Source organism: Desulforamulus profundi (assembly GCF_002607855.1).
In genome coordinates this window covers 47,883-73,023 of record NZ_AWQQ01000146.1, presented here as the reverse complement: position 1 = coordinate 73,023, position 25,141 = coordinate 47,883, and the positions used below count along the sequence as shown (strand labels likewise).

General features: G+C 44.2%; 27 protein-coding genes and 1 pseudogene. 22 read left to right on the top strand and 6 right to left on the bottom strand.

What is annotated here, in order from left to right; genetic code table 11:
- Positions 1–341 precede the first annotated feature (341 nt).
- The 4 genes from P378_RS17985 (at position 342) to P378_RS17970 (ending at position 4,247) form a co-directional block, all read left to right on the top strand.
- Positions 342–2,456 (top strand): interleukin-like EMT inducer domain-containing protein, encoded by a 2,115-nt coding sequence (locus P378_RS17985; RefSeq protein WP_180261170.1) that lies wholly within the window; start codon positions 342–344, stop codon positions 2,454–2,456.
- A gap of 104 nt (positions 2,457–2,560) precedes the next feature.
- Positions 2,561–3,097 (top strand): HD-GYP domain-containing protein, encoded by a 537-nt coding sequence (locus tag P378_RS17980; RefSeq protein ID WP_099084166.1) that lies wholly within the window; start codon positions 2,561–2,563, stop codon positions 3,095–3,097.
- A 200-nt stretch (positions 3,098–3,297) separates the two neighbouring features.
- Complete coding sequence (locus P378_RS19135) at positions 3,298–3,609, top strand: ParM/StbA family protein (RefSeq protein WP_143338551.1); 312 nt, start codon at positions 3,298–3,300, stop codon at positions 3,607–3,609.
- Positions 3,579–4,247, top strand: a complete 669-nt coding sequence (locus P378_RS17970) for a ParM/StbA family protein (RefSeq protein ID WP_099084161.1) — start codon at positions 3,579–3,581, stop codon at positions 4,245–4,247. Before P378_RS19135 ends, P378_RS17970 begins: the two co-directional genes overlap by 31 nt.
- Positions 4,248–4,334: 87 nt before the next feature.
- Here the strand turns inward: P378_RS17970 and P378_RS17965 are convergent, their stop codons facing one another.
- Positions 4,335–5,177, bottom strand: a complete 843-nt coding sequence (locus P378_RS17965; protein WP_099084160.1) for a hypothetical protein — start codon at positions 5,175–5,177, stop codon at positions 4,335–4,337.
- A gap of 29 nt (positions 5,178–5,206) precedes the next feature.
- Here P378_RS17965 and P378_RS17960 point away from each other — a divergent pair, with 29 nt between their 5' ends.
- Both P378_RS17960 and P378_RS17950 read left to right on the top strand, forming a co-directional pair.
- Positions 5,207–5,890, top strand: a complete 684-nt coding sequence (locus P378_RS17960; protein ID WP_099084159.1) for a hypothetical protein — start codon at positions 5,207–5,209, stop codon at positions 5,888–5,890.
- A gap of 428 nt (positions 5,891–6,318) precedes the next feature.
- Positions 6,319–6,540 carry a hypothetical protein gene (locus P378_RS17950; protein WP_099084157.1) on the top strand — a complete coding sequence of 74 codons (222 nt, stop codon included), beginning with the start codon at positions 6,319–6,321 and terminating at the stop codon, positions 6,538–6,540.
- A 38-nt stretch (positions 6,541–6,578) separates the two neighbouring features.
- Here P378_RS17950 and P378_RS17945 read toward each other — a convergent pair whose 3' ends face one another.
- Both P378_RS17945 and P378_RS17940 read right to left on the bottom strand, forming a co-directional pair.
- Positions 6,579–6,830 carry a nucleotidyltransferase domain-containing protein gene (locus P378_RS17945; RefSeq protein ID WP_238473404.1) on the bottom strand — a complete coding sequence of 84 codons (252 nt, stop codon included), beginning with the start codon at positions 6,828–6,830 and terminating at the stop codon, positions 6,579–6,581.
- Positions 6,831–6,888: 58 nt separating this feature from the next.
- The gene (locus P378_RS17940; RefSeq protein ID WP_333870947.1) at positions 6,889–7,281 is read right to left on the bottom strand and encodes a HEPN domain-containing protein; all 393 of its coding nucleotides are present in this window, start codon (positions 7,279–7,281) and stop codon (positions 6,889–6,891) included.
- A 213-nt stretch (positions 7,282–7,494) separates the two neighbouring features.
- Here P378_RS17940 and P378_RS17935 point away from each other — a divergent pair, with 213 nt between their 5' ends.
- Positions 7,495–8,889, top strand: a complete 1,395-nt coding sequence (locus P378_RS17935; RefSeq protein WP_099084156.1) for a helix-turn-helix domain-containing protein — start codon at positions 7,495–7,497, stop codon at positions 8,887–8,889.
- The gene (locus P378_RS17930) at positions 8,882–9,397 is read left to right on the top strand and encodes a replicative helicase loader/inhibitor (RefSeq protein ID WP_099084155.1); all 516 of its coding nucleotides are present in this window, start codon (positions 8,882–8,884) and stop codon (positions 9,395–9,397) included. The genes P378_RS17935 and P378_RS17930 overlap by 8 nt, the downstream gene beginning before the upstream one ends.
- A 114-nt stretch (positions 9,398–9,511) precedes the next feature.
- On the opposite strand, the pseudogene P378_RS22520 reads toward P378_RS17930, so the two are convergent.
- The 3 genes and pseudogenes from P378_RS22520 to tnpA all read right to left on the bottom strand — a co-directional run.
- Positions 9,512–9,625, bottom strand: a pseudogene (locus tag P378_RS22520) (zinc ribbon domain-containing protein); the annotation flags it as partial.
- A gap of 44 nt (positions 9,626–9,669) precedes the next feature.
- Positions 9,670–10,587 carry an RNA-guided endonuclease InsQ/TnpB family protein gene (locus P378_RS17925; protein ID WP_238473402.1) on the bottom strand — a complete coding sequence of 306 codons (918 nt, stop codon included), beginning with the start codon at positions 10,585–10,587 and terminating at the stop codon, positions 9,670–9,672.
- A gap of 9 nt (positions 10,588–10,596) precedes the next feature.
- A complete protein-coding gene (gene tnpA, locus P378_RS17920) occupies positions 10,597–10,998 on the bottom strand; it encodes an IS200/IS605 family transposase (protein WP_099084154.1) in 402 nt (133 codons plus the stop codon).
- A 131-nt stretch (positions 10,999–11,129) separates the two neighbouring features.
- Between tnpA and P378_RS17915 the strand changes: the two genes are divergently transcribed.
- From P378_RS17915 to P378_RS17855, 14 genes are all read left to right on the top strand, one after another.
- A complete protein-coding gene (locus tag P378_RS17915) occupies positions 11,130–13,544 on the top strand; it encodes a DNA topoisomerase III (RefSeq protein ID WP_099084153.1) in 2,415 nt (804 codons plus the stop codon).
- Positions 13,545–13,561: 17 nt separating this feature from the next.
- Positions 13,562–13,945, top strand: a complete 384-nt coding sequence (locus tag P378_RS17910) for a hypothetical protein (RefSeq protein WP_099084152.1) — start codon at positions 13,562–13,564, stop codon at positions 13,943–13,945.
- Positions 13,929–16,199 carry a VirD4-like conjugal transfer protein, CD1115 family gene (locus tag P378_RS17905; RefSeq protein ID WP_099084151.1) on the top strand — a complete coding sequence of 757 codons (2,271 nt, stop codon included), beginning with the start codon at positions 13,929–13,931 and terminating at the stop codon, positions 16,197–16,199. The genes P378_RS17910 and P378_RS17905 overlap by 17 nt, the downstream gene beginning before the upstream one ends.
- A gap of 59 nt (positions 16,200–16,258) precedes the next feature.
- On the top strand, positions 16,259–17,188 hold the full coding sequence (locus P378_RS17900; RefSeq protein WP_099084150.1) for an RNA-binding protein: 930 nt from the start codon (positions 16,259–16,261) through the stop codon (positions 17,186–17,188).
- Between the two features lie 139 nt (positions 17,189–17,327).
- On the top strand, positions 17,328–17,852 hold the full coding sequence (locus P378_RS17895) for a hypothetical protein (RefSeq protein ID WP_143338549.1): 525 nt from the start codon (positions 17,328–17,330) through the stop codon (positions 17,850–17,852).
- Positions 17,853–17,868: 16 nt separating this feature from the next.
- Complete coding sequence (locus P378_RS17890; RefSeq protein WP_099084148.1) at positions 17,869–18,324, top strand: hypothetical protein; 456 nt, start codon at positions 17,869–17,871, stop codon at positions 18,322–18,324.
- Between the two features lie 107 nt (positions 18,325–18,431).
- Positions 18,432–18,584, top strand: a complete 153-nt coding sequence (locus P378_RS19880; RefSeq protein WP_180261168.1) for a hypothetical protein — start codon at positions 18,432–18,434, stop codon at positions 18,582–18,584.
- An 852-nt stretch (positions 18,585–19,436) separates the two neighbouring features.
- Entirely contained in the window at positions 19,437–19,628 is a 192-nt protein-coding gene (locus tag P378_RS17885) for a hypothetical protein (protein ID WP_099084147.1), read from the top strand.
- Between the two features lie 675 nt (positions 19,629–20,303).
- Positions 20,304–22,184, top strand: a complete 1,881-nt coding sequence (ltrA, locus tag P378_RS17880; RefSeq protein ID WP_099084146.1) for a group II intron reverse transcriptase/maturase — start codon at positions 20,304–20,306, stop codon at positions 22,182–22,184.
- 41 nt (positions 22,185–22,225) lie between these two features.
- Positions 22,226–22,666: a type II toxin-antitoxin system PemK/MazF family toxin gene (locus P378_RS17875; RefSeq protein WP_143338547.1), complete on the top strand. Its 441-nt coding sequence runs from the start codon at positions 22,226–22,228 to the stop codon at positions 22,664–22,666.
- Between the two features lie 87 nt (positions 22,667–22,753).
- On the top strand, positions 22,754–23,164 hold the full coding sequence (locus P378_RS17870) for a hypothetical protein (protein ID WP_099084144.1): 411 nt from the start codon (positions 22,754–22,756) through the stop codon (positions 23,162–23,164).
- Between the two features lie 145 nt (positions 23,165–23,309).
- On the top strand, positions 23,310–24,170 hold the full coding sequence (locus tag P378_RS17865) for a zincin-like metallopeptidase domain-containing protein (protein WP_143338545.1): 861 nt from the start codon (positions 23,310–23,312) through the stop codon (positions 24,168–24,170).
- A gap of 143 nt (positions 24,171–24,313) precedes the next feature.
- Positions 24,314–24,694: a hypothetical protein gene (locus P378_RS17860; protein ID WP_238473401.1), complete on the top strand. Its 381-nt coding sequence runs from the start codon at positions 24,314–24,316 to the stop codon at positions 24,692–24,694.
- Between the two features lie 165 nt (positions 24,695–24,859).
- Positions 24,860–25,141, top strand: a complete 282-nt coding sequence (locus P378_RS17855; protein WP_099084142.1) for a hypothetical protein — start codon at positions 24,860–24,862, stop codon at positions 25,139–25,141.

Here is a 25,141-nt window from a genome sequence, read left to right as displayed (position 1 = left end):
CAAGCCCATGACTGGAACGGGTGCGTGAAATATCGGTACATTAGTGGTGGAAGGAAAAGTTATCAACATTTATGGTCAACTTTCTTTTGCAGTAGTATTGCATGGGAAAAATTTACTTAATTACCAGTTAATAAATGGTTTTAATGGTAATATTTTTCTTATAAAATACACAAAGGAGGGAGAAAAACCACCTTAAACAAGTTCAAAAAAATGTCTTGACATCTTTAGCCACCATAGATTATTACTTTAAATACTCTTATCTTTATCCTAACAATTATCTCAGAGCTAATACTTATAAGAATGGGGTTTTGGTATATGCTAGTCCTTTTCGAGGATGGGCGATGGTAGCTTTAGATCCTAATAATTTGCAGGTTATTAAAGCAGTTCAGTATGATTCATACGCTTATCCATATTTAGGTGATAACTTAGCTAATGATATTGCATCGATTCCTAATGGTTGTATTATTACATTATCAATTCTTGATGCTATAGGAGAACTAACACCGTCCCTTAAAAATCAACTGCTTAATCTAAAAATGTCTAGCAACATAGTAAATGATTTACGTTGGAGACGTGGACTTGCTTTTGCTGCTGTTAAAGGAGGTAACGTAATTTTTGAAAAATTTGATCCTTATGGAACCGAGCTTGTTATAGGTGAAGGTATTGTTTCTGGAGGTGCTAAAGAAGATGATTTATTTACTGCAGTAGAGTGTATTTTAAAAAATAATATTGATTTTATTGGTTTAGGTAATGATACTGCAATCTACGAAAACTTAATAAGTAAAATTGATAAAGGAGTGTTTATAAATAATAATGATATAGATAATGCGTTAAACACAGCTGGAGAATATATATTGCAGAAAATCTTAAACAAACCGGCTGGGAATAACCAGTATATACTTCTTAACGAAGAAGTTGAGTATAAAACCTACTACAACGACTACGAAAACGACCCTGAAATAGCTCAAAGATGGATATATGAACACGACCCCAACTTCTTTGAAAACAGCTTTGGGAAAGCCTCCTTTGACAGCCAATGGATTGGCAGCCCGGTATACCGCTTTGACAAAGTGGGTAAATATCTGGTTGACTTCCAAAAGAGAGATAATCCCACACCAGATGACCGTTTTGACGAGTACCGGTTGTGGTCTTTCTCTGCTTTGGATAAGCTGTCTCTCTATGTACACCGCCGCCCGGTTGGCAATTTTAGTGTAGGTATAAGCAAGTCAGGATCTATCTGGAACGTATCATATAATTCAACTGCTTATGATCTTGACCATTTAAGTCAGCCGGATAAAGGCATTGTTCAACATAAATGGTCATGGAGAGAAGCTCTTTCCTCAGGTTGGATTAACGGACGGCCATCCACTCTGGCAGACGGCAAAGACTATCTAATTAAATATGAGGTGCAGGACAAAGAAGGGGCTTGGTCATTGCCAGATGTAAAATTAGTGTCTACACGAAACATTAATATGCCGCCTGTCGCACTTTTCACAGTAACGCCCAACCCGGTGGTTGCTGGTAAAGTAATAACAATTAACGATTTTTCTTATAGCCCGACAGGTAAAACCATTATTTCCCGTTCCTGGCGTTACCAAAACCCGTCCGGGACTTGGAGTTCGCCTTCATCAACGCCCCCGGCTTCTTTCAGTACGGTTGGTACGTATAAAATTGAGCTGACAGTAAGTGATGGGATCATGTCATCAGAACCGTACTATCAAGATGTAGTAGTTATCCCAGACAACAACCCGCCGACAGTCAGCTTTACCATGACTCCGGCAACAAACTTCTACGACTTCGAACCAGTAACCTATAACGTAAGCTACAGCGACCCGGACGGCGATCCTTGCGGCGGTTATCAGTGGGCCCTGCGAAAGAACGGCGGTTCATGGATTTACCTCAGCAACCCGCCGAGTAACTACGAAGCATACGGCGCCGGTACATTTACATTGGCGTTAAGAGCCATCGACATTCCAAAATACCCGCAGCAGTCAGCAAAATGGTCACACCCATCTGCCGATCCGAATACCTGGTTTAAGCGTACCTTTACTGTACTGGAAGGCTTTGTTATGAGAGGGGATATTATCCCGGCGCCAGCAGAACGGGGCCGTAAAATAAGAATTTTTGCTCGGGCTGTAAGGCCGAGCGACCTAACAACCCGGGTGGATATTGACAGTGCAACGGCTACTATCATAGACACCAGTACCGGCAAAGCCCCGGCAGGGTTTGTTCCGACCACTATCAACCTGGCCTACGATTCTGCAAGTAAGGACTGGTACGGGGATTACAAGATTCCTGACCATATCACTCAAAAAGGTAAATGGCCAGATGATGGCAGCTATGAAGTCATTGTGACCGGTAGAAAAGCTACTACGGTTAAAGATTACAAAGTCCCCTTCACAGTAAAAGGACATATCTTAGACCGGACAATTATCGTAACCACAAAATTACACTAACTTCTCCTACCCCACCTCAACGGTGGGGTTCTTTTTTATAAGGCACAAAATTAAAAGTAAAGGTGGTGTTAACCCTGAAAAGAGATCTGTACTGGGCGGAAAAGATGATGAGAACCATACCTATACTGTACCAGCACGCTTACCAAACCATGGAGCTTGCAATTAAAACAACCATTACCATGTCCTTTAACAGCAAAACGGTTTCAAATATAGGCACAGCTGCATTTCTGCATGACCTGGGCAAGACCACCTGGCCGAAGGAACTGTTTTATAAGGCGCCCATCCTGCCGCACGAGTGGGACATAATACAGTCCCACACCATTCAGGGGGAGAAAATCATTTTAGAAAACTGGCCGGACATTCCCTGGGACATCCTGCGCCTAGTACGCCATCACCACGAAAGGCCCGGCGGCCGGGGCTACCCGGACGGCATATACGACCCGCCCTTTGATTCCCTGGTGCTGGCGGCTTGTGACGTGTATACAGCCATGGTGGCCAAAAGGGACTATCGCACGCTGAAAGCCTTTGCGCCTGAAGTAGCTCTGGCGGAAGTGGCCAGGTTTGCGCCGGAGCAGGTGGTTGATGCGCTGGCGAGGGCGGCGCAGATCTGTAAGCCGGGGGTGAAAAAGATAAGTGTATAGTTATTGCAAAGATTGCCCCTGCCATGATTGTTCACGGGAAAGTTCGCATTGTCGGGGCTGCAGCAGAGAGAGATACTGCAAATCTGCAGTTCAAGCCAAGGCAGTCAGGTGGCACCAGGGGGAGAAGTTGGTTTGCAAAGCCCAAAAGGTACTTATACCTGACAAATATAAAGACTTTTAATGATCAGGAGGTAGAACAAATGTCAAAAGTAGTATCTATTGATTTTGGGTATCGTGAAATTAAAGGGATAAATTCTGATGGATTGGAGATTAAATTTCCCACTGCTCTGGCACCTTACGTAAAGCATCCTATGGCAGAGGGGATGGACGGAGTGGTATCAATAACCAAGCCCGGCAATGAACCGGAAATGTATTTCTACGGTCAAAAGGCCCTTGAAGAAACTGGGGTAGGATTTACCACTGAAAAGGACAAGCATTTGCACCCGTCCCACGATATACTGATGCTGCTGCGGCCAGAAAATTGGAGTATGAAAGTGGAGACATCCTGGTAGTTGGAGTTCCCATCGGATATGCGGATCAGAAGGTAACACTGAAAGCCCATTTGGAACGCCTGTATGGTGACGTAAGTGTTGACGGCGGCAAACCCAAAAGAATCTCATTTAATAACGTACTGGTATTTCGTCAAGGGATTGTTGCTTTCTACCTGATCCCGGAACTGCCCAATGGAACACTGATCTCCTTTGACATCGGTGAACATACCACTGATGTGAGTACAGTTAAATTTAAAAATGGAGAGATTGAACCAATTCCCAGTAAATGTTTCTCTCTTGAATATGGATATTCCAAAGTAATTGAAGCTGTTCAAAAAGAATTCCAATCCAAAACCGGAGCTCCGGTCTCCGCTGAACAGGCCAGGATAATTGCAGAAGAGGGTACTGCCGTATATAAACTCAAAAAAATTGACATGACCATGGAAGTGCTAAAAGCCAAAGAAGAGATTGCCAGAAACATTGTTGACGATGCCATGAAGCGACTTGGGGAAGTTGCAGACTTTGCGGCCGGCTTTTACCTTCACGGAGGCGGTGCCGAGGCCCTACCCATTAAAGAAATGATTCCCGGGGCGGTGGTTATTGATAATCCCCAGACCGCCAACGCCAGAGCATATTTGCAGCTGGCTATAAGCGAGTAAGTATGACCGGACATTGTCCGGTCATTAAGTAATCATAAAGTTGTTTCTGTATTTGATTAAACAATAATTTTAAAAAAGGTTCACAGGCTAATTCAGAAGATATAACTGTTTATTCAATATAACTTGAAGCTCTGTTTTGTTATATCTTTCGTTGAATTTAATGTTTCCTTGAAGGAGAACATGTTTTCCTTCCAACTGTTCTTTTGTATATGTAAAAAACTTATAATGACCTGAAAAAATATAAGCGGTGAAGGGTTTTAGCCCATCTTGCTCATCAAAATTAATAAACATTACTTTGTTAAGTTTTACCACAGATCGAACTTTTCCATAAATAATAAACCAGGGAAGGTAAAAATTACTCGATTTAGCGATTTCGTATGCTTGATTTTGATCAATAACTAACTGATTCACAAGTGTCATCTTTCCACTAATATCAAGAGCTATTTTACTTAACTGTTTTGGTGTATTTTTTTGCAAAAGTTTTGCAATAGTTGCAAGAGAGGTGATTTTTTCAACTAAACAGTTTTTTCTGTTTGAATAACTTAAAGTATAGTTAAGTTTTTTCTTAGGATTATTTTTACTAATTTCACTAATCTCTCCGTGAGGCATATGAGTAATATCATTATAGCCAAAATCTACTTTTATAACATGAAAATCACTTATATTTATTTTATTAATATCAACTGTATAGTTGTTAAGCGTTTTAAGTGTTTTGATTTGTTTTACTTGTCTTTTCTCAGGACAGTAATCTTCATGAATTGATTCATTACGTCCGGTGGTTCTAAAGAATGGAACATCATTTCTTTTGCCAATACCAACATGACTTACTTTTGCTTTACAGTAGTAACAAAAGATTTCATATCCATGTATTTGAGGGTCATATTCATATGCATTAACAGTCTGTCCATTAGGAAGAAGTGCGTTTTGCATATAAAGCCTCCTAAGAAAGGTGATGAAAAATGAAAATAAATCAAATAGTTTATAAGCATCATGGTCTTTACCCTGCTTATTATCTCGGCAATGCTTATTGTCAGCCGATCAGGAATATGATTATATTTTTAGAAAATAAAATTCCGCAATATACTCATGAAGATGTACTACGTTTTTTAACAGATGAGCAATTCAGGCATTCCGTTGTTGTTCCTTTTAAGACCGACTTTCCTGCATTAGTTGATTTGGATAAAAGATGGTACCAAAAGTATGAAAAAGAGATAGGCAAAAAAAATTGGTATAGAAAAGCAGTGAGAATTGTATCCAAATTAATTGAACTTCCTGATCCAACCCCCTTGAAACCAGGTTCTATAGAAAAGGAGATTTACCAGACGGTACTAAATTCGGAGCAACATATTATTCCAGTCGTTTACAGTAATATTGATGAACTTAATCCTAAAAAACATGACGTGTTTTACAAAGATCACCTGTTAAAATATTTTGATATTTATGGGTTGAATTTTATAGAATTCTATTTTACTTATTTAGGTGATTATATTCCTTCTATAAAGATTGCCTTTGAACAATACCACACTTGGGAGAAGAGTGAATTTGAAGTATATCTTCCTTACAGTGAAATGAAAATTTTGTACGAAAAAATATACAAAGAAGAATATCCATCAAAATATCAGTTGAGTAACGATAATATTTAAAAAATTTTATCACAATAATGCTGTAAATTTAAAGACTTTTATTATGTCCTATAACTTTCCCTAATCAGTATAAAACTGTCCGGACATAACCCGGACAAAAGTTCTAAAAACATCCGGACAATGTCCGGATAATCTTAAAATAATGTCCGGACACCATCCGGAATGAAAGGTTTTTTCTGGAAAATGTCCGGACATACCATTTAAAACTGTCCGGAAGATGTCCGGATTTAATAAAAATGTCTGGATAGTGTCCGGATAAAACGTCCGGACATTGCCCGGACTGATATTTTTTGTCTGGAATGTGTCCGGAATTAATAAACCAGGAGGTGTGGGATGGCAAGTAAACGCCCTGGACGAAGGGTGGAATTCCGGCTGCCGGAAGACCATCCTTCTTTATAGAAGTGCCAGTAGGAGAACGTCAGGAGTGGTTGGAGAAGGTAGTTTCAATAGCCCTGGGAAACATGAAACGCACCCCGGATCCAGGGGAGGCTATCCAAAGATTAGAGAATAAAATAGATCAAGTTTTAAGTTTACTGGCAAGTGGTATCTCAATTAATGACAAGCCAGTTAAAGAACCAAAAAAAGAAGAACCACTCATTGAAAAACCAAAGCCAGCGGTAAAAAACCCTAAGGCTCTGGCAGATTTTTAACATCTGCCAGAAGAAAAACCGCCGGGATAGGCGGTATTTTACACTGAAGGATATATTTTTTTACCAGTACGCTTTATTTCTTTCACAAAATAATGGTTGTTTTTCTCAAATTCTTCCAGGGAGAATGTTTTGACATCAAAGTTTGGCTCTATATCAAGATTAAAAATTGACTTATAAACAACTTTGCTATCGTTTAAAGGGTTTTGGCCAAAATCAGGAGATATAACAGCAATGTCTATGTCACTGTCTTTTCCTGCCCTTCCTTTAGCATGAGAACCGTATAAAACGATATAGCTTACACGAATATTTTTTTCTGTAGATCATTAATTAATTTATTGATATTTTCCTTTACAGCATTTGTTTGAACCATTTTATCTTTTCCTCCGTTTTGCTCACAATATCTGCAAATCTTGCTGTCGGAGTGTTTCTTAGCAGCTTCTCTCTTGTTTCAGGATACCTGCCTTCGATATTGAATGGCTGTACTTCGGCGAGTAAGTCTATGGTTTCTTCATCCATCTGTTTGTGTATTCCTGACTTTTTAGCTAATACCAAAAGATTATGGCTTTTGGGAGGTATTTCGTCTTGTCTTTCAACTATAAATGCTTTTAACATTTTTTCTAAGGCAAGGTGGCAGAAAAAAGCACTTTCCAGCAATCTTCCAGACCTTAATAATATCTTAGCTGTGAGAATATCTTCCTCTGATTCTGCAACCCAATATTCTGTTTGCTTTTTCAATGTCACCCCTCCCCAGCCTCTATGCACTGTTTATATCAGTATAGCTACCAAAATAAGCCGTGTCAACGTAAGCTGTAAATATTTGTAATTAATATATTTTCCCATGTGTTAACCACCAGCACCCCTACCCCTAGATACGGCCCAAAAGCTACTATTGTTAGGTTCGGTATTTATGCCGAGCTTTTCTTTTTTAAAGAAGAAAATTATGGAGGGATAAAAATGCCCGATGTTCAAATTACAGAACCCAAAATCTACTTAAACGACAACCGCCGTAAAAATTGGTTTTGGGACTATAACGATGTGTTTTCCTCTGACCTTTCAGACAAAGCAAAACTTGTGAGGTTATTTTTAGCTCGTTGTGCCAACGGAGATCGTCAATCATGGCCGTCACTAAACTACATTGCCAAATGCTGCGGAATAAGCAAACCAACCGTAATAAAAGCAATAAACGAACTGGAAGAAAAAGGCTGGATACAAAAAACAATCCGCATCAGACCTAACCAGGAACATGAAAGCACTGTCTATGCCCTATTGGACCCTCCAAAAACAGATGATGGTAGTAAAACAGTTTTACCACCGGTAAAGACTGAACCAGAGGAAGAAGGGGGTGGTAAAGCTACTTTACCACCGGTAAAAAAACAAACAGGTTTAGAAATGGGGGGTAGTAAAACTGCTTTACTACCGGTAAAAAATATTACCGAAAACCCACCTGAAACAGGCGGGGGGGTGGTAAAACAGCTTTACCACGTGGTAAAGCCATTTGACGACGTAGTAAAGCCAGTTGACTCTAACAATACCCAGATAACAATACCCATATATGATAGATGGATAGATAGATATAATATGTCGCACCAAAATTGCGCAGAGATTGCTCAAGACAAACAACTGGAGGTAGCCGATAGCGACCCGGAACAAATTATCATAGACCAACTCTGCGCAGAAACCGGAGCCACACCGGAACAAGTCTTTGAAGCAATCCGCAGGACCAATCAACAACAAAAGCAGGGCAATATCAAACACAGTTATTTCGGTCTTTTAAAGGCGGTTATCAACACCGTGATGCAGGAAGAGGCTGTTATTGCCAAACTGACGCCAGAAAAAACAGATATGCCGCAAGACATTCCTGCCTATATTAATAAACCCGAAGAGATCAGAAAAGATAATAACCCGGTTAACAACACATATACCCAAGAATTTGAAGAATTCTATGCCGAATATCCCCGTAAAATCGAAAAACGAAAAGCATTTAAAGCTTTTCAAGCCAGATTAAAAGAAGGCGTTAACCCCGGGGATCTGATACTGGCTGCCCAAAACTACCGGGAGTACTGCTTGACACACGGTACCGAACCCAAATACATCAAACACCCGGCAACTTTCCTGGGCCCCAATAAACCTTATGAGGACTGGATAAACCCTGCTGTGGAAACACAACTGAATGTACCTAAAGCATGGCACACAATCAAAAGATATCTTGAGGAGGAACATTCTTGCGAAGAAAACCATAGTGATGACTGGTTGGAAAAAGCACTTAAAACTGCTGGGGATAATGTGCCGAAAGCCTGGCATGTATTGAGAAAATACCTACAAGAAGAGGAGGGCTGCTCCATTGACTAAAACAGAAACAGCTAAACTGTTAAGCTACATCACGGCGGTATATCCCAATATCGACATTCGGCAGGGGACCATTGAAGCCTGGCACGACCTGTTAAACGATATACCCTACGAAATTGCTAAAGCTGCCGTCAAAAAAGTATTAGCTGAACAGGAGATTTTATGCCTGCCGGCGGTGGGAAAAATCAGGGCAGCAGCTGTAGAACTGACTACTCCAAGACTGCCCAGTGCGTCCGAAGCTTGGGGCGAAGTAACCAGAGCCATGAGGTTATATGGCTACTACCGGCCGGATGAGGCCTTGGCCTCGATGTCCCCGGCTACTGCCGCCGTAGTAAAACGTTTTGGCTGGCGCGAAATGTGTGCCTGTGAGGAACCAGAGGTGCTTCGGGGCCAATTCCGCATGGCCTATGAGCAGTACGCCGCCCGGGAAAGGGAAATGGCCATCATGCCTGCTGATATACGCCAGTTGATTAACGGCGTAGCGGAACGGTTGATGTTGGAGACCGGTTAGACACCTAAGTCTCGTGACGACTCCCTACGTTGAAACGTGAGGCTTCTCGGTTCATCCAGCTGCTACCGCCGCCTGTCCCCGAAGGCCCCGTCCGGGCCCTAATTTTTACGGTAGTTATACTGCTCGTTTCAAAATATTAATGGCAGCATTTACATCCCGGTCTATAGACAGTCCACAAACCGGGCAGTGGTGCCACCTTTGGGATAGTTGTTTTTTTACTTCGGCGCCACACCGGGAGCATAGTTGTGATGTTTGCTTGGGATCAACTTCAACTACCCTGCAGCCGCACTCTCAGCCTTGCTCGTCAGGATTAATCTAAAGTTACCCCAACCGGCATCAGCAATGCTCTTAGCCAGGTGGTGGTTTTGGGTCATATTCTTAACCTGCAGGTTTTCAATGGCAATTAAATCGTACCGATCAACTAAAGACCGGGCCACCTTATGATGCAGGTCCCGGCGCTGGTTAGCCACCTTTTCGTGGCACCGGGCCAGATCCCGGACAGCTTTCTTCCAGCGGTTGGAACCTTTCTTCCTGCGGGATACCCGGCGTTGGTGCTGCTTTAGTTTCTTTTCTACCTTACGTAATTGCCGGGGATTATCAAACATTTCTCCGTCTGAGGTAGTAAGGAATTTCTCTAAGCCCATGTCTATTCCACAGATTAGTCCGGTAGGTGGTAATGGCAGTGCATCAATCTCTACTGAAAAGCAGGCATACCACTTACCGTTTTGCCGCCGAATGGTTAGAGTTTTTACCTTACCGTCCAGAGGACGGTGCAATTTAATTTTGACCTGGCCTATCTTTGATAGTGTAAGTTTATTTCTATCCAGGTTGAAGCCAGATTGCGGATAGGTGAAGCTGTTATATCTACGGGCCGGTTTGAATCTTGGGTATCCTGGAGTTTCCCCGGCCTTCACCCTACGGAAGAAAGCCTGATACGTCTTATCAACTCGCCGGGCCACATCCTGAAGTACCTGTGAAAAAACTTGTTTAAGCCGTGGGTCATCTTCTTTCTTGATAGGTAAAGCTTTTATTTGCTCATAGCAGCTAAGGCTAACCCCGAATATTTCCCAGGCTTCCCGGCGTTCCTCTAAAAACTGGTTATACACCAGACTGCACAGGAAGCAGGTTTCGTGCATTTTTCGGGATTGTTCTTTAGTTGGATAGAGCCGGTACTTGTAGGTTTTAAGCATAGTGACACCTCAATGATCCTGGCATTCCTCGATGTATCGTTTGATTATTTCAGCCGACACAGTACCGGCTGTTCCTACATAGTAGGATGGTGCCCACAGAGTTCCCTGACCGGTCCTTTTTACTAACTCCGGAAATTTTAACAGCAGCTGCCGGGCTGAAACACCTTTAAAGCGTTTTACAATATCAGCCGGGCTAAACTTTGGGGGTACAGATACAAACAAGTGGACGTGGTCTGGCATTACCTCAAGGGCAACAATTTCCCACGCCATTGCCTTTGCTATCTGCCGAAGAATTTCTTCTGCCCTGGATGCCACATGCCCGACTAATACCTTGCGCCGGTACTTGGGTATCCATACTATGTGATAGTTAATATGGTATCGTGAATGTCTTGTTGATTCAACCTTATCCATACCTAAAATTTACCATATTCAAAAGAAAATACTCAATATTTTAAAAACCAAGCCGCCTTTCATCCCCGGACTATAGTCCAGGGTTTTCCTGGCGGCTGAAGTATAAAAACAATAACAGGAGGTGCGATTACTTGAAAACCTTAGTAATAACCGAGAAACCATCCGTAGCAAAAGATATTGCCTCAGTTTTAGGCAGATTCGAAAGCAAGGACGGCTACCTGGAAAACAATGAATACCTGATTTCCTGGGCCTTTGGCCACCTGGTGGAACTGGCTGACCCGTCCGAATACGACCCGGCCCTTACCAAATGGGCTTTAGAAACCCTGCCCATTATACCTGACACCTTCAAACTTACAGAAATCGGCGGCTCATCTGCCAAACAGCTGCGGGTACTGAAAAAACTGCTTAACTCACCGGAAGTGAGTCAAGTAATCAATGCCTGCGATGCCGGAAGAGAAGGGGAACTTATCTTCCGCCGGATCTACCGCTACTGTAACTGCCGGAAGCCAATCAAAAGACTGTGGCTGTCAGAAACAACGCCGTCGGCGGTAAAAGCCGCCTTTACTGCCTTGCGGGACGGCAGAGAATACAACAACCTGGCAGCAGCCGCCGAAGCCCGCAGCCAGGCGGACTGGCTGGTAGGGATCAACGGCACCAGGGCCTTTTCAGTACGGCACAACACCGTACTGTCGGTGGGGCGGGTGCAGACCCCAACCCTAAACCTGGTGGTCAGCAGGGAAAGGGAAATACAAAACTTTGTGTCAAAGCCGTACTGGGAAGTATATGCAGTATTTAAGGCCAACGGAGGAACCTACCGGGGCAAATGGTTCACAAAAGCTGGCGAAACCTGCAAACTCATCAGCTCCCAGGCTGCCAAAACACTGGCAGACAAAGTTGCCCGTGAAGGCGTAGGGAAAATCATAACGTTAATGCAGAAGGAGGCCAAAGAACAGCCGCCTTTTTTATTTAACCTTAACGACCTGCAAAAAGAAGCCAACCGGCGGTACGGCTATACAGCCCAGCAGACACTGGATATTGCCCAGGCCCTGTATGAAAAGCACAAACTTCTTACCTATCCCCGTACCGACAGCCGTCACCTGTCTACTGCCATGGTTGCAACCTTAGCCGGACGTTTATCAGCACTGCAAAACCTGCCGGGCTATAAAGGTTTTATCCCTGCAGAAGTACCGGTCCTGAATAAAAGATACGTGGACGATGCCAAAATAACCGACCACCATGCCATTATCCCCACCGACAGAAACCCGGCCGAAGTGCGGTTGAACGATCAAGAAGAAAAAATATATGACCTGGTGGTGCGGCGGTTTATAAGCATTTTCTACCCTGAGGCCAGGTATGCCGTAACCGAAGTTGTCACCCAGGCAGCCGGTGAAAATTTCGGCTCTAAGGGTAAAGTGGAGCTGGCTGCCGGCTGGAAAGTCCTGTGGCGTGGTAAACAGGAGCAAAAAGAAGACGATGAAGAGCAGGAAGACCAGAACCTGCCGCCTCTAAGTCAAGGGGAAAACGTTGTGGTATCCAGGGCGGAGCCGGTGGAAAAGCAGACCAAACCGCCCAAGCGATTCACAGAAGCTACACTGCTGGCGGCTATGGAAAGCGCCGGCCGGTTTACAGAGGACAGGGAAATGGCCGAGGTACTGAAGGAGGCCGGTGGCATTGGAACACCTGCCACTAGGGCCGCCATTATTGAAAGACTGATAAAAGTAGGCTATCTGGTCAGAGAAAAGAAATCCCTGGTCCCTACACCTAAAGGTATGACCCTGATTGATCTGGTGCCGGAGCAGCTGAAATCGGTAGAAATGACCGCAAACTGGGAAGAAGTCCTGCGGCGGATTGAGCAGGGACAAGAAAACACCATGGCATGGATGAAGAGCATCTGTGAATACACCAGGGAACTGGTAGAACTGGCCCGGAATCAGGAGACAGCCGCAGGTATTGCTGTGGAAAAGAAAGCTCTTGGCAGCTGCCCGCTGTGCGGCCGGGATGTGGTAGAAACATCAAAGGGTTACGGGTGTTCCGGTTATCAAGAAGGTTGTAAATTCACCATCTGGAAGGAAATAGCAGGTAAAAAGATCACCCCAAAACAAGCCGGTGACCTGTTGTCCAAGGGCAAAACAGGAATCATTAAAGGATTTAAGGGGAAATCCGGCAAGAGCTTTGACGCAGTGCTGGTTCTTGGGGAAGGCGGAAAGATCGAGTTCACTTTTCCGGACAGGTCCCAATCAACGGACAATACCGGCCGGAAGAGTGAAGCCGGCAGCAACTCCCTGGGTAAATGCCCTATCTGCGGCAGAGACGTGCTTGAAAACAGCCGAGGCTTTGCATGCACCGGTTATCAAGAGGGCTGTAAATTCACCATCTGGAAGGAAATCTCGGGGAAGAAAATCGGCATTACCGCTGCCAGGGAACTGCTGGCTAAAGGCCGCACTGGCGTTTTGAAAGGATTCAAAAGTAAAGCCGGCAAGGAATTTGAAGCCGCCCTGGTTATTAGTAACGGTAAAGTAGAATTTGAGTTCACCCGGAAAAACTAAAGGAAGGAGATGAACCCATGTACAGCTTCTACATGAGGTACTGCAAGAAAACACCCAACAAAACAGTATTCACCGAAGGCATGAACAGAATCGGGAGAATTTACATTCCCCATCAACTTAAAAACAGGCTCGGAATTGTGGATGAAATTCTTGTCCAACTGGATACCGACAAAAAATACCTGCCCCCGGGCGGATATATTACCTCTTTGAAAATCAACAAAGAATACGATGCTTGCGTCCGTTTTAGCGAAAACCTGAATGAACTGGGCGAAATAGGCTACGTCTACGTCCGCAGGGAGGTTTTAGACGCCCTGGGCGTAGACAACCAACTGGCCATGAGAATTGTGCCTTACGACATTACACGCCAGAAAGAAGGTGCCCTGATTGAGACTGCCGGATAAACTTAAGCCTGCCTTAAAAACAATCAAAGGCGCCTGGGACATAAAACTGCCGCCCTGGGTTAAAAAACACAAAAAAGCCGTACTCATCACAGCCGGGCTGCCGGTGGCCATACCCCTTCTTTTTATCGCAGACGTATGGGCCATAGGCAGCCTGGCGGCTTCTATCCACGATATCAGCTGGAGCATAAAAACCCTAAATGCGCTGGCCACGCCGGAAGAAATAGCGGCAGCCAAAGCCCACGGAAAAGTGCTGTCCTATGTTTCAGGACACCCTGTACAAACAGCCATAGCCTGGCTGAAAAAACCGGCCCGGGAACTGACCCACCCGGATGTAAGGAACATCTGGCTGTGGCTAAACCTGTTTTTAATAATTCCTGTGGCAGGAGGAATAATATTCCTGCGAAAGCACAAACAAAATAAAAACAACTCTAACATGATACACGGTCTTAAAATCGTCAATAACTCGGCCTATGGTACATCACGATGGGCCTCACTAAAAGACCTTAAAAGCTTCTGTGAATTTGGACCGCCGGTTTCTCCGGAAAACAACCCGGGAAATAAAATCAAGTTTCCCGGCGGAAACCTGATTGGCGAACTGGAAGGGAAAATTGTCCGGGTCAATTTTGAAAAAATGCCCACAGTGCTGAAAAACACACCTAAAACAGCGCCTCACTGCATTGCCTACGGCGGGACAGGATCAGGGAAATCATTCAGTTTTGTATCCAGCAATATTGTAGCAGCCGCCGCCGAGGAACAATCCCTGGTAGTCATTGACCCCAAAGGAGAACTCTTTACAACCTTTGCCAAATGGCTCAAAAAGAAGGGATACGAAAATGTCTGGGCGTTAAACTTTATGACACCAGAACACAGCCACCGCTGGAACCCTGTTCTTGAATGTCAGAACGATGCTGAAATATCAGAGATGGTGGACACCCTGTCCCGAAATGCTGCCAGCGACAGCAAATCATACTTTATGTTAAAAGCTATGGAACTAATGGAGGCCTTCATCGGCCTCCTAAAGGGCGACTTCCCCATAGAACAGCAGCATATGCGATCTATTATGACCTTATCTGCCTGGCCGGCAGAAAAACTAGAGGTTCGTTTCAGAGACGCATATAAAGCCGGAAAAATCAGCTCCACCATCTATGAGCGCTGGCGCGGGGTAGTAAAAGAAAACTATGGATATGCCCAATCAAACCTCACTGCAGTATTAAAAAACCTGACCACCGACCCGCTGGCCGCACTACTTTCAGAACAAGAAATAAAACTTGATGAAATAGGCAAAAAGAAAACAGCGCTGTTTCTAATCATTCCTACCAGCGGCGAAGGCGTCTATTTAAGGCCAATTTTATCCATATTCTATAAATTCCTCTTTAAAAGACTGGATAAATTGGCATTTAATAGTCCCGGACAAACACTGCCGGTCAAAGTCCGCAACATTTGGGATGAAATGGCCAATGTCGGTATGATACCGGGCCTGCCGGAAATTATTTCAACTGCCAGGAGTAAAGGGATTCACATACAAATGATCCTGCAAACCCCATCCCAGTTGGAATACGTCTATGGTGTCCAAGAAGCAAAAACCATCCTGGGCAACTGCCCGACAGTAATGCTGATAGGTATAGCCCCGGCAGACAGTGAACTGGCCAAAATGTTCAGCGAAAAACTGGGCAGCGCAGCAGTGGAAGCCGAGCATACCAGTGAAGATACAACAGTCCCAATAAAACATGTCTTTGAGTTAAAGAAGAAAACACGAACCATAATAGAACGGCCATTAATGACCGTAAGCGAAATACTAAGGATTGGTCCCAAAGACTGCATTGCCCTTTTACAGTGGAGCTATCCGGCCTTTCTAAGAAAAATTGGCTGGACAGAACTGCCACAAGCTAAAGAAATTATTTCATGCGGTATGCTGCCAGTTAACGAATTTATACCGGCCAGGAATTTTAATGTCAGCAAACCGGACGTTGACGGAGAAAATTCCTTTGATGAGAAACAAACAAATTCGTTCTCAGAACCATTATTATTCTCCCAAAAGAAAACTGCTGAAAAGGTAAGTTTTAATCAACAAAATAGGCAACATGACCAATATAGCTGTCAAGTAGCCACAACAACACAGACAGCTGCTATAGATGATCAACAAAAACAAGAAAATGCTGGAGAAACAGTTAGAACAGATCATCCCGGCAGCGATATTGAAGACTTTATTGATGATACACAAGATACTCCAAAGAAAAATAACGTTCCTTGGTAATGAGATCCCGGTTGTTCCGGGATCTATTTTTAAAATCAAAAAGCGAAAGGATGAGCGATATGCAAAACTTTAAACTGGCTCCTGAAGGACTGGAATTAAGAGAACTTGATGTATGGGGTCCCATCTACGAAGCTAAAACTTACGGTACTATAATCACAGCAAGAGTGGTTCGGGTACGCCACATCAACGGACAGGGAGAAACCTGGGAGATTGAATTTGATAACGCACCGGGTATTACCGGTTTAGTTCCGGCTGATGAATCAGGACTGCCGGACAAGACATCCATGAAAACCTTCATTGGACAACCTATCTCTGTCAAAGTAATTGCAGTAAACAGGAAAGAAAACCTGGTGGCAGCCAGCCGCAAAGAAGCAGTAAATATTGCTTTAAACAAACTGATAAACCAAGTAACAGAAGGAGAAGAAATCAGTTCAGTGGTTAAGTCGGTAGGGGAACGCAGTGTCCTGCTGGATATCGGCGGAGGAGTTATTGTCAAACTGCCCATTGAAAAGGCACGGCTGTCCGGTGGCGTACCGCTGGACGTGCAGTACCGAATGGGAAGCGTAGTCAATGTAATAGTGACAGGCATCGACAAACAAGAAAAAAACATTACCGTAGAACCAACCGATCCCTGGGCCAGGTGGCAGTTTGAAAGAGGAGAAGTGGTGGTCGGAACCATCGTGGGTACCAGAGATACCACAACTTTTGTGGCAGTAAAACCTGGTCTGATAGGTATTGCCCCATACCGGGCCAAGGATACATTTGCAGTGGGTGACAAACTTGAATTCCAAGTAGCAGCCTTTGATGTAAAAGAAAGAAAACTGCACCTGGTGGAATGGGATCCTAAGAAAACACTGCAACGCCGCCGCCAAAAATTATTTTCTCGGAAACGGCGCAGCAAACAAGCCAGCAACAGCAGGGGAGAAAAAATAAGCACCGGCGTTTACAAAAATAGCTTTGAGCAAAAACAACCCGGAAAGGAGAACTAAAATGCAGGATACTAAGAAAAAAGAAGCCAGGCCCCGGGACAGCGCCTTTGCTTACGGCACAGCCGTAAGCATTTCCCGGCTGCCGGTGGAAATAATATCCCAGGACTTCGGTGGACGAGCTTTTGAAGTGCTGCAGTACATGGAAGAGGCGGAATTTTTATTGAGCCTGTCTTTAGCAAACCTTATAAAAGAAAACAGATATGCAGTTAATAAGTCAATTAACAGCCTCTGGTATGCAGGATTGATCCGCTGGATTAGTGTGTCAGGGAATAATGCTATTTTTAAAATTTATATGACTGTTGACTCTAGACCTCCAAAAGATCCTAATGAAGCATGCCGTTTGGCTACTTTAAGCCTTTTTTATGCTTTAGCTAAAAAAGAAGTACCGGGCTTTGGCTGGCGGCTTATCAGAAGCAAAGATACTCCGGTAATGGCGGAAATGAGCTATATCAACCGGGAAACCAAGGAACTGTCAAAAATGATTATTGATGCTCCCAGGCGCGGAGAAAAACCACACCCGGACGCACAATTAATAATTTTCCCAACAGACGATGAAGCAAAAGCATTAATGGCCGGAACTAAACAAACCAAACAAATAACATCTGATTTGCGACTTTTAGATAATGACGGAACCCCTTTACATGAAAGAATGCTTTTATTTTAAGACGAGGTTGGTAAAAGTGCATTTAAGAAACAAATACGAAACATGGTATATTTGCTCAAAAATACACGACGTTAAAGGAGAACGGTACAATCTGGGGCTTAAGTTAGCAGAAGATGAAAAGCCAGAGATTTCAGGGTACTGTTACCCTGAAACCATAGCCGGCTTTTTCCGAACCTGGCTTTTAAATGAAATGCATTTACAACTGCTGATCACCTTAAACAAATTCCAGGTATTAACGGCAGGACAGCTAACTAGATTAACAGGTTTGAGCTATACAGAAACATTTAGATTATTAGAAGAAGGTATCAGCCGGGGATTATTTTGCCGCAACACAGCTGTAGATAGTAAATGGAATCAGGTATTTGACAGCATTTATATTGTCGATACCGGCGGTATTTTTGCCCTACAGGAGCCGGGATACCCTACCAAAAACTGCCCTACACTTCCAGCTTTGATGAGCGCATCGCCATAGCCAGAAGAAATATTTACGCGACCAATGAAGGAATAAAAAACATCCCCAATAACCTGCTGTTTTTTGAGGATATAGTAGAAAGGGCTGTGCATGAAGGGGTGCAAAGTTTGTTCAGAGATAAGGTAGTTGATAAGATCATACTTTACGACAGCAAAATAGCCGATGAACTAGGAATTAAAGACCAGGTTCAATTTTTCCTGGAAAAGCTATCCCAAAACAACAGAGTGTATGATCTGTCAGAGGCCAAAGAAAACACTTGACAACAATAAGAAAATGAAATTATATTAAGATTAACCACCAAAATAAACTTATTTTCAAAAAGTTCTCTTTTAAGCGAACCCGGCTTAAAACAGTTGGAAGTACTGGAACCTAATTTTAGGCGAAGAGCAAAAATTGGGTTGAGAACTTTCGGCCTAAGGAAAGACTGTGGCGAAGAGCAAAGGGAATCCTTAGGAGCGCACAGTGAGGCGAAGAGCAAGCTGTGAAATCCGGGGTGGCGAAGAGCAAAACCGGACGTCATGACCCGCACGTTAGGATGGGCAACATGGTTTTGTGTGGCGAAGAGCAAAGCAAAACCTGGCAGGGACCGGCTAGAACAGGTCTCGGGACTGAAAACCTTTAACAGGTTGGTGCAGGCGAGGTGGGCTCTCGACGGGGTATGCACCTAAGGCAGGACCGTTAAAACAAGCTGCCCTAAGCACCGCAAATACTGGAAGGGCGGGCTGCTCCAGGCGGTGTTACGAGAAAGGTCCCGTTTGAGGATAGGTGTAGTATGACTTTTTTCACCTTCATCTGATTAGGAACACCTATCCTGAAAAGTTGTGGCCTAAGGAAAGTTTTTTACCTTAGGGGATATTGAAAGTAGTTTATGTAAAGTAACTTATTTAAAGGTAAATTTTAGCGTAAGCTAAAAGAAAAACTGAAAAAGATATTTTTGAGATTGAGAAAGACACTTTGGCAGATAAAACAAGCGTGAAAAACGACTTGTTCTGTTGACGTGTCTTTTTTCGCGTTTCTGCCCCTGTGGGCGTTGTAAAACAGCGCCTGCGGGACACCCCGGGCGCTTTATATCTAGAAAGGAGCGTGCCGGGATATGAAAGGAGTAATTAAAAATGACAAGGGAAGAAGTGGCAAAAATTGTAGAAGGGCTGTCAAGAGAAGACCAAATCTGGCTTTTAAACGAAATCATACGGCAGATCTGGCCGCAGTTTCGAGGAAAGCCGGTGGTCTTAAATGACCCATCGGAATTTTGGGACGACTGGGAGTGCGCGTTGTTCCTACACAACGTAGGCAGTAATGCCTAAACAAAAGTAGGCATCAGGTGCAAACCTGATGAACTGTGTTTCCGAATCGCCAGGTGAAACTCCTGGATGCGTCGAAGGTTGGCGACGTAGAAAGGTTAATACTCCGGCATGCCCCGATAATTCGATGGTGATAGTGATTCAGGGTATGAAGCCCGATGAAGACGGCGAAAACCGGACCTGCAAAGCGGTTAGGGAAGTAGCCGGACCGCCATAAAACGACCACGCCGACTCACCATGGGAACCTGCGTTTGTAAGGCTCGAAACGTCCGGGTAAAGGAAATGAACTTTACCACGTCCGAAAGGATGAGAGAAAACGGTCAAGACACTTCCCGGTATCAAGACTGACGCTTTCCGTAATGGGAGCGTGCCCAGCCCTCCAACCGTGGGTAAAGGCTTTTCTCCGGGTCAGAGCAGGCGGCTAAAGTCATATGTAAGGCCAGGAAACACGGAACAACGGAACCCTGCAAGGCAGAGCCTATCGAAGCAATGAAGCCTAGCGTGTAGGAAATGACCGTGAATGCAGGGGGCAGCAGCCCGTAGTAGCAATGAAACGCCTAACCAGCGCGGAGCCAAGGGGCATAGTCAAACAACAGAAGGTAATATGACTGAGCCTGACTGGGAAGCCGTTGCGCACACCTGGTTACCCCACGACATCTCCCGAAAGGAGGGATGCCGATGGCTCAAGAATCAGTCTACCCGAAATTAGAGTCCGAATCAGACCTACAATCCGTTCTGGACTACTTATACGCGACAACCAAACAGGCAATTGAGGAAGGTAAATTACCTAAATACAAGAACCTGTTAGAACTAGCAAAATCTGAAGTGACAATCATTACTGCCATCCACAACATAAAATCCAACCACGGCAGTAAAACAGCGGGAACCGACGACGTTACCACACCTGACATCCTACAACAACAATATCCAGAAGTCATCCTGATGGTCAGAAATGCACTAGACAATTATAACCCGCACCTCCTAAGGAGGGTATGGATACCAAAACCAGGAAAAGACGAAAAGAGGCCATTAGGCATTCCAGCGGTCATTGATAGGATTGTCCAAGAAACCCTGCGCATCATCATCGAACCAATCATGGAAGCACAATTCTTCAAACACTCATACGGCTTCCGGCCTATGAGAGACGCACACATGGCCCTAGAAAGAACAACCGTTGTATGCCATAAAACGGGGTACCATTGGATAATAGAAGGAGACATCAAAGGCTGTTTCGATAACATCAATCACACTAAACTAATTAAACAGCTCTGGCACATGGGCATTCATGACAGGAGAATTCTCATGATCATCAAGAAAATGCTCAAAGCTGGAGTAATGAACGAACTACCAACCACCGAACTAGGCACACCCCAAGGCGGGATTATCTCACCGCTGTTAGCCAATATCTATCTCCACAAACTTGACCAATGGATAGTGCGGGAATGGGAAGAAAAGAAAACACAAACCAAATATACAAAAGATAACAATAAAATAAAAGCGTTAAAAAAACGGACTAATCTCAAACCCGCATACCTAATAAGGTACGCCGACGACTGGATATTAATAACAAACACCAAAGCTAACGCCGAAAAGTGGAAGAGGCGCATCGAGAAATACCTAGATACAAAACTTAAATTGAAACTTAGCCCAGACAAGACATTAATAACAAACGTTAAAAAGCGTCCTATCCATTTCTTAGGTTTCCACTATAAGCAAATACCTGGCAACTCAAGAACAGGACGGATACCTTGCACCAGGCCAGACGACAAACGCCTAAAAGCAAAAATAAATGAGCTAAGAAAACACATCAAACAGCTACGCAAATACAACGGAGAACAATTGATACACCAAATTAATGTAATAAACAGCGCCATAACCGGAATAGGCAACTACTACAAACCAGCAACCATGGTAAACATTGAACTAAATAAATACGCCAATTCCCTACTATACACAGCCTTTAAAGCACTTAAATCTAAAGGCGCCCAATGGACACCTGCTAACGAAGTAAATAACCTAATCAATAGACATGCAGGATATACGACAAGAATACCAGCAGTTAAACACGACAATTTAACCATTGGAGTAACCAGCCTAGGTTTTGTCAAATGGGAAAAGACATATCTCAAGAATCCAGCAGAAACACCATATACACCAGAAGGTAGAAATGCCTATTATGAACGCACATCAAAGAAACAATCGCTACCCAGAGACGACGTAACTATGAGCCTAACACTATCCGAATTAATTGCTAAAGGACTAACCGAACCAAAATATAACTTTGAATATCTAATGAATAGAGCATATGCGTTCAACCGGGATAAGAGGAAATGCAAGGTATGCGGTAACCCAATTGCAGGACATGAACTTGAAACGCACCACATAGACCCCAACCTACCTCTAGACCAAATTAACAAAGTACCTAACCTTGCATCTACCCATAAATGGTGCCATAACCTGATACACAGTACAAAAGACGTTTCAAATCTGGGCAAGGAAATCTACGTTAAGATTCTCAAGTTGAGGAACAAGCTTAGTCAGAAACTGGAAGTTGTTTGATGGAACGCCGTGTGCGTTGAAAGGCGCACGCACGGTGTGAAGTGGGGGAAAAGGGGCCTGGACAGGTAATGCTGTCGGAGCACCCTTACCTATCACTATCGATAAGGAAGTTGACGAATACTATCAAAAGAAATGGGACGAATTACAAACCGGGGGACATCGTAATAGCCAAGATTAGCTTCTCGGAAGCCAACTCTGGCAATGCAAAGGTACGACCGGTTCTGGTGATAAGCACAGAAAGTCATAATAAAAACAGAAATGATTTAGTGGTATTAAAAATATCATCTAAATCAATTTCTGATGCCAGATGGGAAATTGTTATCAGAGACGCAAAACAAACTGGACTAAAAATACCATCAAAGATAGTTTGCGATGGAGTAAAGACGGTTTGTAAAGAAGATGTGAGGTTTATCGGCAGGTTAGATAGGTTAACTCTGAAAAAAGTCAAGAAAAACCTGGAAAACCTGCTGTTTGGCGATTAAAGAAATAGGCGGCCCGGCCCGCTTTACCCAAAATCTCTCTAAGGAGGTGATTGGGGGTGGGCCGCCGGGCGGCCTGTCCCTGTAATAATGACTGTTTACGCGAGGTTTGCTATTCTGGACGGAAAACCCGAGCAGGAACCCATCGACGTCGAAGTCTGGGAACCGAACCCGGAAAAGCCGGGGTACCTTCGCTTCGTGCGAATGAAGACCGCCCAGGAAGTGTTCAACGAGTTGAAATCCCGACTGGAGGCTGACGGGCTGATACCAGATGAATATTTCTCGGTTATGGTTGGCTTGGACGGGGAAATTCCGATTCCCAAGGACTGGTGGCGGGTTGTTTGCTTTGCAGTCAAGGGGAGTAGTGAGGGTCACTATATTCACATAGGCATTATCAGGTCCGGAGGGCAGTACCAGGACTTGTTCCTTGGCAAGACATTCCAGGGCCTGGAGTACGCACTGAAAGTGGCAGGGGCCTGCACGAGATGTTTTGAGGTGTAGGGATGGCTGGAAGGTGATGTTTACGGTATTTTACTTGCCTTGTCTGCGAGTGTAGCTGGAAAGAAAATTAATATTTCAGGCGGCCAAGCCCGCCCATCACCACAAAGGAGGTGAAAGGGGCGGGCGATGGGCCTGCCCTGCAAGTATGAAAATTGATACTGAGAAAGCAAAAGCAACCCTTAACCGGCTGCTGGCCATGTTTGAAAGCGGCGACCTGCCGCCGGCTGTGGCCAGAACAATGCTTCGCCGCCAGGCGGGTGACGAAAGACCGTCTGATAAATGGAGCATGGGCAACAGAATAATAATGTTTTTAAACGGTACCGAAGATGCCCGGGGGTTTAAACAGTGGGAAGAAGTCAACAGGCGTGTTAAAAAGGGCGCCAAAGCTTTTTATATTTTAGCGCCGTTAACTAAAAAAATAATATTTAAAGCCAAAGAAATAGATCCGGAAACGGGAGAAGAACGTAAAATCGAAGAAGAACGCATGGTTGTTATCGGGTTTCGGTTTATCCCGGTATTCCGTTATGAGGATACCGAAGGGGAACCTCTTTCAGAAAGCAAATATGCTCCACCTGAACCGCCGCCCTTGGCAGAAGTGGCAAAGGCGTTCGGAGTAAAAGAAATTATCTACACGCCCAGCAGCGACAACAGATCCTACGGTTTTTATGCCTGGGGTGAGAACGGAAAGAAAATAGTTCTGCATACCCACGACGTAAAAACGTGGTTTCATGAATTAGGACATGCAATCCACCATACTTTCCGAAATCTTCAAAACGGACAGGTGGCAGAACAAGAAATTGTTGCCGAAGTGTTTGCGGCGGTAATGTGTGAACTGCACGGTATTCGGGGATATCATGAATATTCCTGGCAATACATCAAACACTACGCCGCCAATGATCCCGGCGAGGCTTTGAAGGTTATCTTTCGTGTGCTTTCCGATGTGGAAGAGTGCATGAGAAGAGTTTTTACAGCAACAGAAGACTTAGAAAAGAAAAGTGCTGCATAAAGAAAGCTGACGGCCTAGCGGCCTAGCGGCCTGTAATCCTACACTAAGTAAAAGGAGGTGGAGGATGCGGGCCGAGGCCCGTATCCGGAAAGATGAAAAAATGTCCATTTAGGAATTTTGAAGACTGCCTGCAGGAACAGTGCATGGCCTGGTCCGGTTCTGACTGCCGTATGTTTGTTTCCCCGATTTTATTTTCGGGTTTAACTGGCGTTCAAAATACGGCCGTACAACCTGTCAATAACACCGGCAACCAAGGCGAGTATTCGACCGAAACCGAAAAGGCAGAGAAGAACGCAAAAGAGAATCCGACAGCGGTGGTCACTGTAGTTAAAGTTGAAGTGACCAAGAATGGCAATACCAGGGCTGTCTGCCGAACAGAAAACGGCAAGGATGAGCAAATAATTATTGCCAAGAACGGCGTCGGAAAAACACTGCAAGGTGGTCTGAACAAGAAGTTTGAGATCGAGTATAATGTAATGAAAGACGGGGAAGCCTGGTTTGCTATTAGAGCAAAACAGCTTTAAGTTAGAATTATTAGCGAAGTAAAATTCGCTAACTGAAAGTAAGGCCGTTGAGGCTAGGGATTAAGAAAGAGAACGTTAATCAATGGAATTACCATTGAAGCGTTCTCTTTTTGTCTTCAAACGAAAGGAGGATAGGTACCGGCCTGAGGGCCGGTACCACAAAACATGGAAAAAGATGAAATTCGCCAATTATACTGGCAAGCGGAAGAATTATGCCGCGAACTTGAAAGTGCCCGTGAAAATTTATATGTTTTACGGGCTGAACGGGGAGACGAAGCCCAGAAGATTGGGCTAAAAAATCTTTCTTACTACAAAAAGGCGGCTGTTGCACTTATTAGTGAAATCGCAGAAGTCGCCGAGGAAGAATATGACAGCGAACTGATGGGCTGGGTGACGGAAATCGAAGAAGCTTTAAGTTCGTTTGAGACGGAAGTTTATTCAGAATAA

What these genes read in the sequence shown, in the direction of transcription:
- P378_RS17985 (WP_180261170.1), top strand. Translation starts at nt 342, where the DNA reads ATGGTAGCTTTAGATCCTAATAATTTGCAGGTTATTAAAGCAGTTCAG.
- P378_RS17980 (WP_099084166.1), top strand. Translation starts at nt 2,561, where the DNA reads ATGATGAGAACCATACCTATACTGTACCAGCACGCTTACCAAACCATG.
- P378_RS19135 (WP_143338551.1), top strand. Translation starts at nt 3,298, where the DNA reads ATGTCAAAAGTAGTATCTATTGATTTTGGGTATCGTGAAATTAAAGGG.
- P378_RS17965 (WP_099084160.1), bottom strand. Translation starts at nt 5,177, where the DNA reads ATGCAAAACGCACTTCTTCCTAATGGACAGACTGTTAATGCATATGAA.
- P378_RS17960 (WP_099084159.1), top strand. Translation starts at nt 5,207, where the DNA reads ATGAAAATAAATCAAATAGTTTATAAGCATCATGGTCTTTACCCTGCT.
- P378_RS17935 (WP_099084156.1), top strand. Translation starts at nt 7,495, where the DNA reads ATGCCCGATGTTCAAATTACAGAACCCAAAATCTACTTAAACGACAAC.
- P378_RS17925 (WP_238473402.1), bottom strand. Translation starts at nt 10,587, where the DNA reads ATGCTTAAAACCTACAAGTACCGGCTCTATCCAACTAAAGAACAATCC.
- tnpA (WP_099084154.1), bottom strand. Translation starts at nt 10,998, where the DNA reads ATGGATAAGGTTGAATCAACAAGACATTCACGATACCATATTAACTAT.
- P378_RS17910 (WP_099084152.1), top strand. Translation starts at nt 13,562, where the DNA reads ATGTACAGCTTCTACATGAGGTACTGCAAGAAAACACCCAACAAAACA.
- P378_RS17900 (WP_099084150.1), top strand. Translation starts at nt 16,259, where the DNA reads ATGCAAAACTTTAAACTGGCTCCTGAAGGACTGGAATTAAGAGAACTT.
- P378_RS17895 (WP_143338549.1), top strand. Translation starts at nt 17,328, where the DNA reads ATGGAAGAGGCGGAATTTTTATTGAGCCTGTCTTTAGCAAACCTTATA.
- P378_RS17885 (WP_099084147.1), top strand. Translation starts at nt 19,437, where the DNA reads ATGACAAGGGAAGAAGTGGCAAAAATTGTAGAAGGGCTGTCAAGAGAA.
- ltrA (WP_099084146.1), top strand. Translation starts at nt 20,304, where the DNA reads ATGGCTCAAGAATCAGTCTACCCGAAATTAGAGTCCGAATCAGACCTA.
- P378_RS17870 (WP_099084144.1), top strand. Translation starts at nt 22,754, where the DNA reads ATGACTGTTTACGCGAGGTTTGCTATTCTGGACGGAAAACCCGAGCAG.
- P378_RS17865 (WP_143338545.1), top strand. Translation starts at nt 23,310, where the DNA reads ATGAAAATTGATACTGAGAAAGCAAAAGCAACCCTTAACCGGCTGCTG.
- P378_RS17860 (WP_238473401.1), top strand. Translation starts at nt 24,314, where the DNA reads ATGGCCTGGTCCGGTTCTGACTGCCGTATGTTTGTTTCCCCGATTTTA.
- P378_RS17855 (WP_099084142.1), top strand. Translation starts at nt 24,860, where the DNA reads ATGGAAAAAGATGAAATTCGCCAATTATACTGGCAAGCGGAAGAATTA.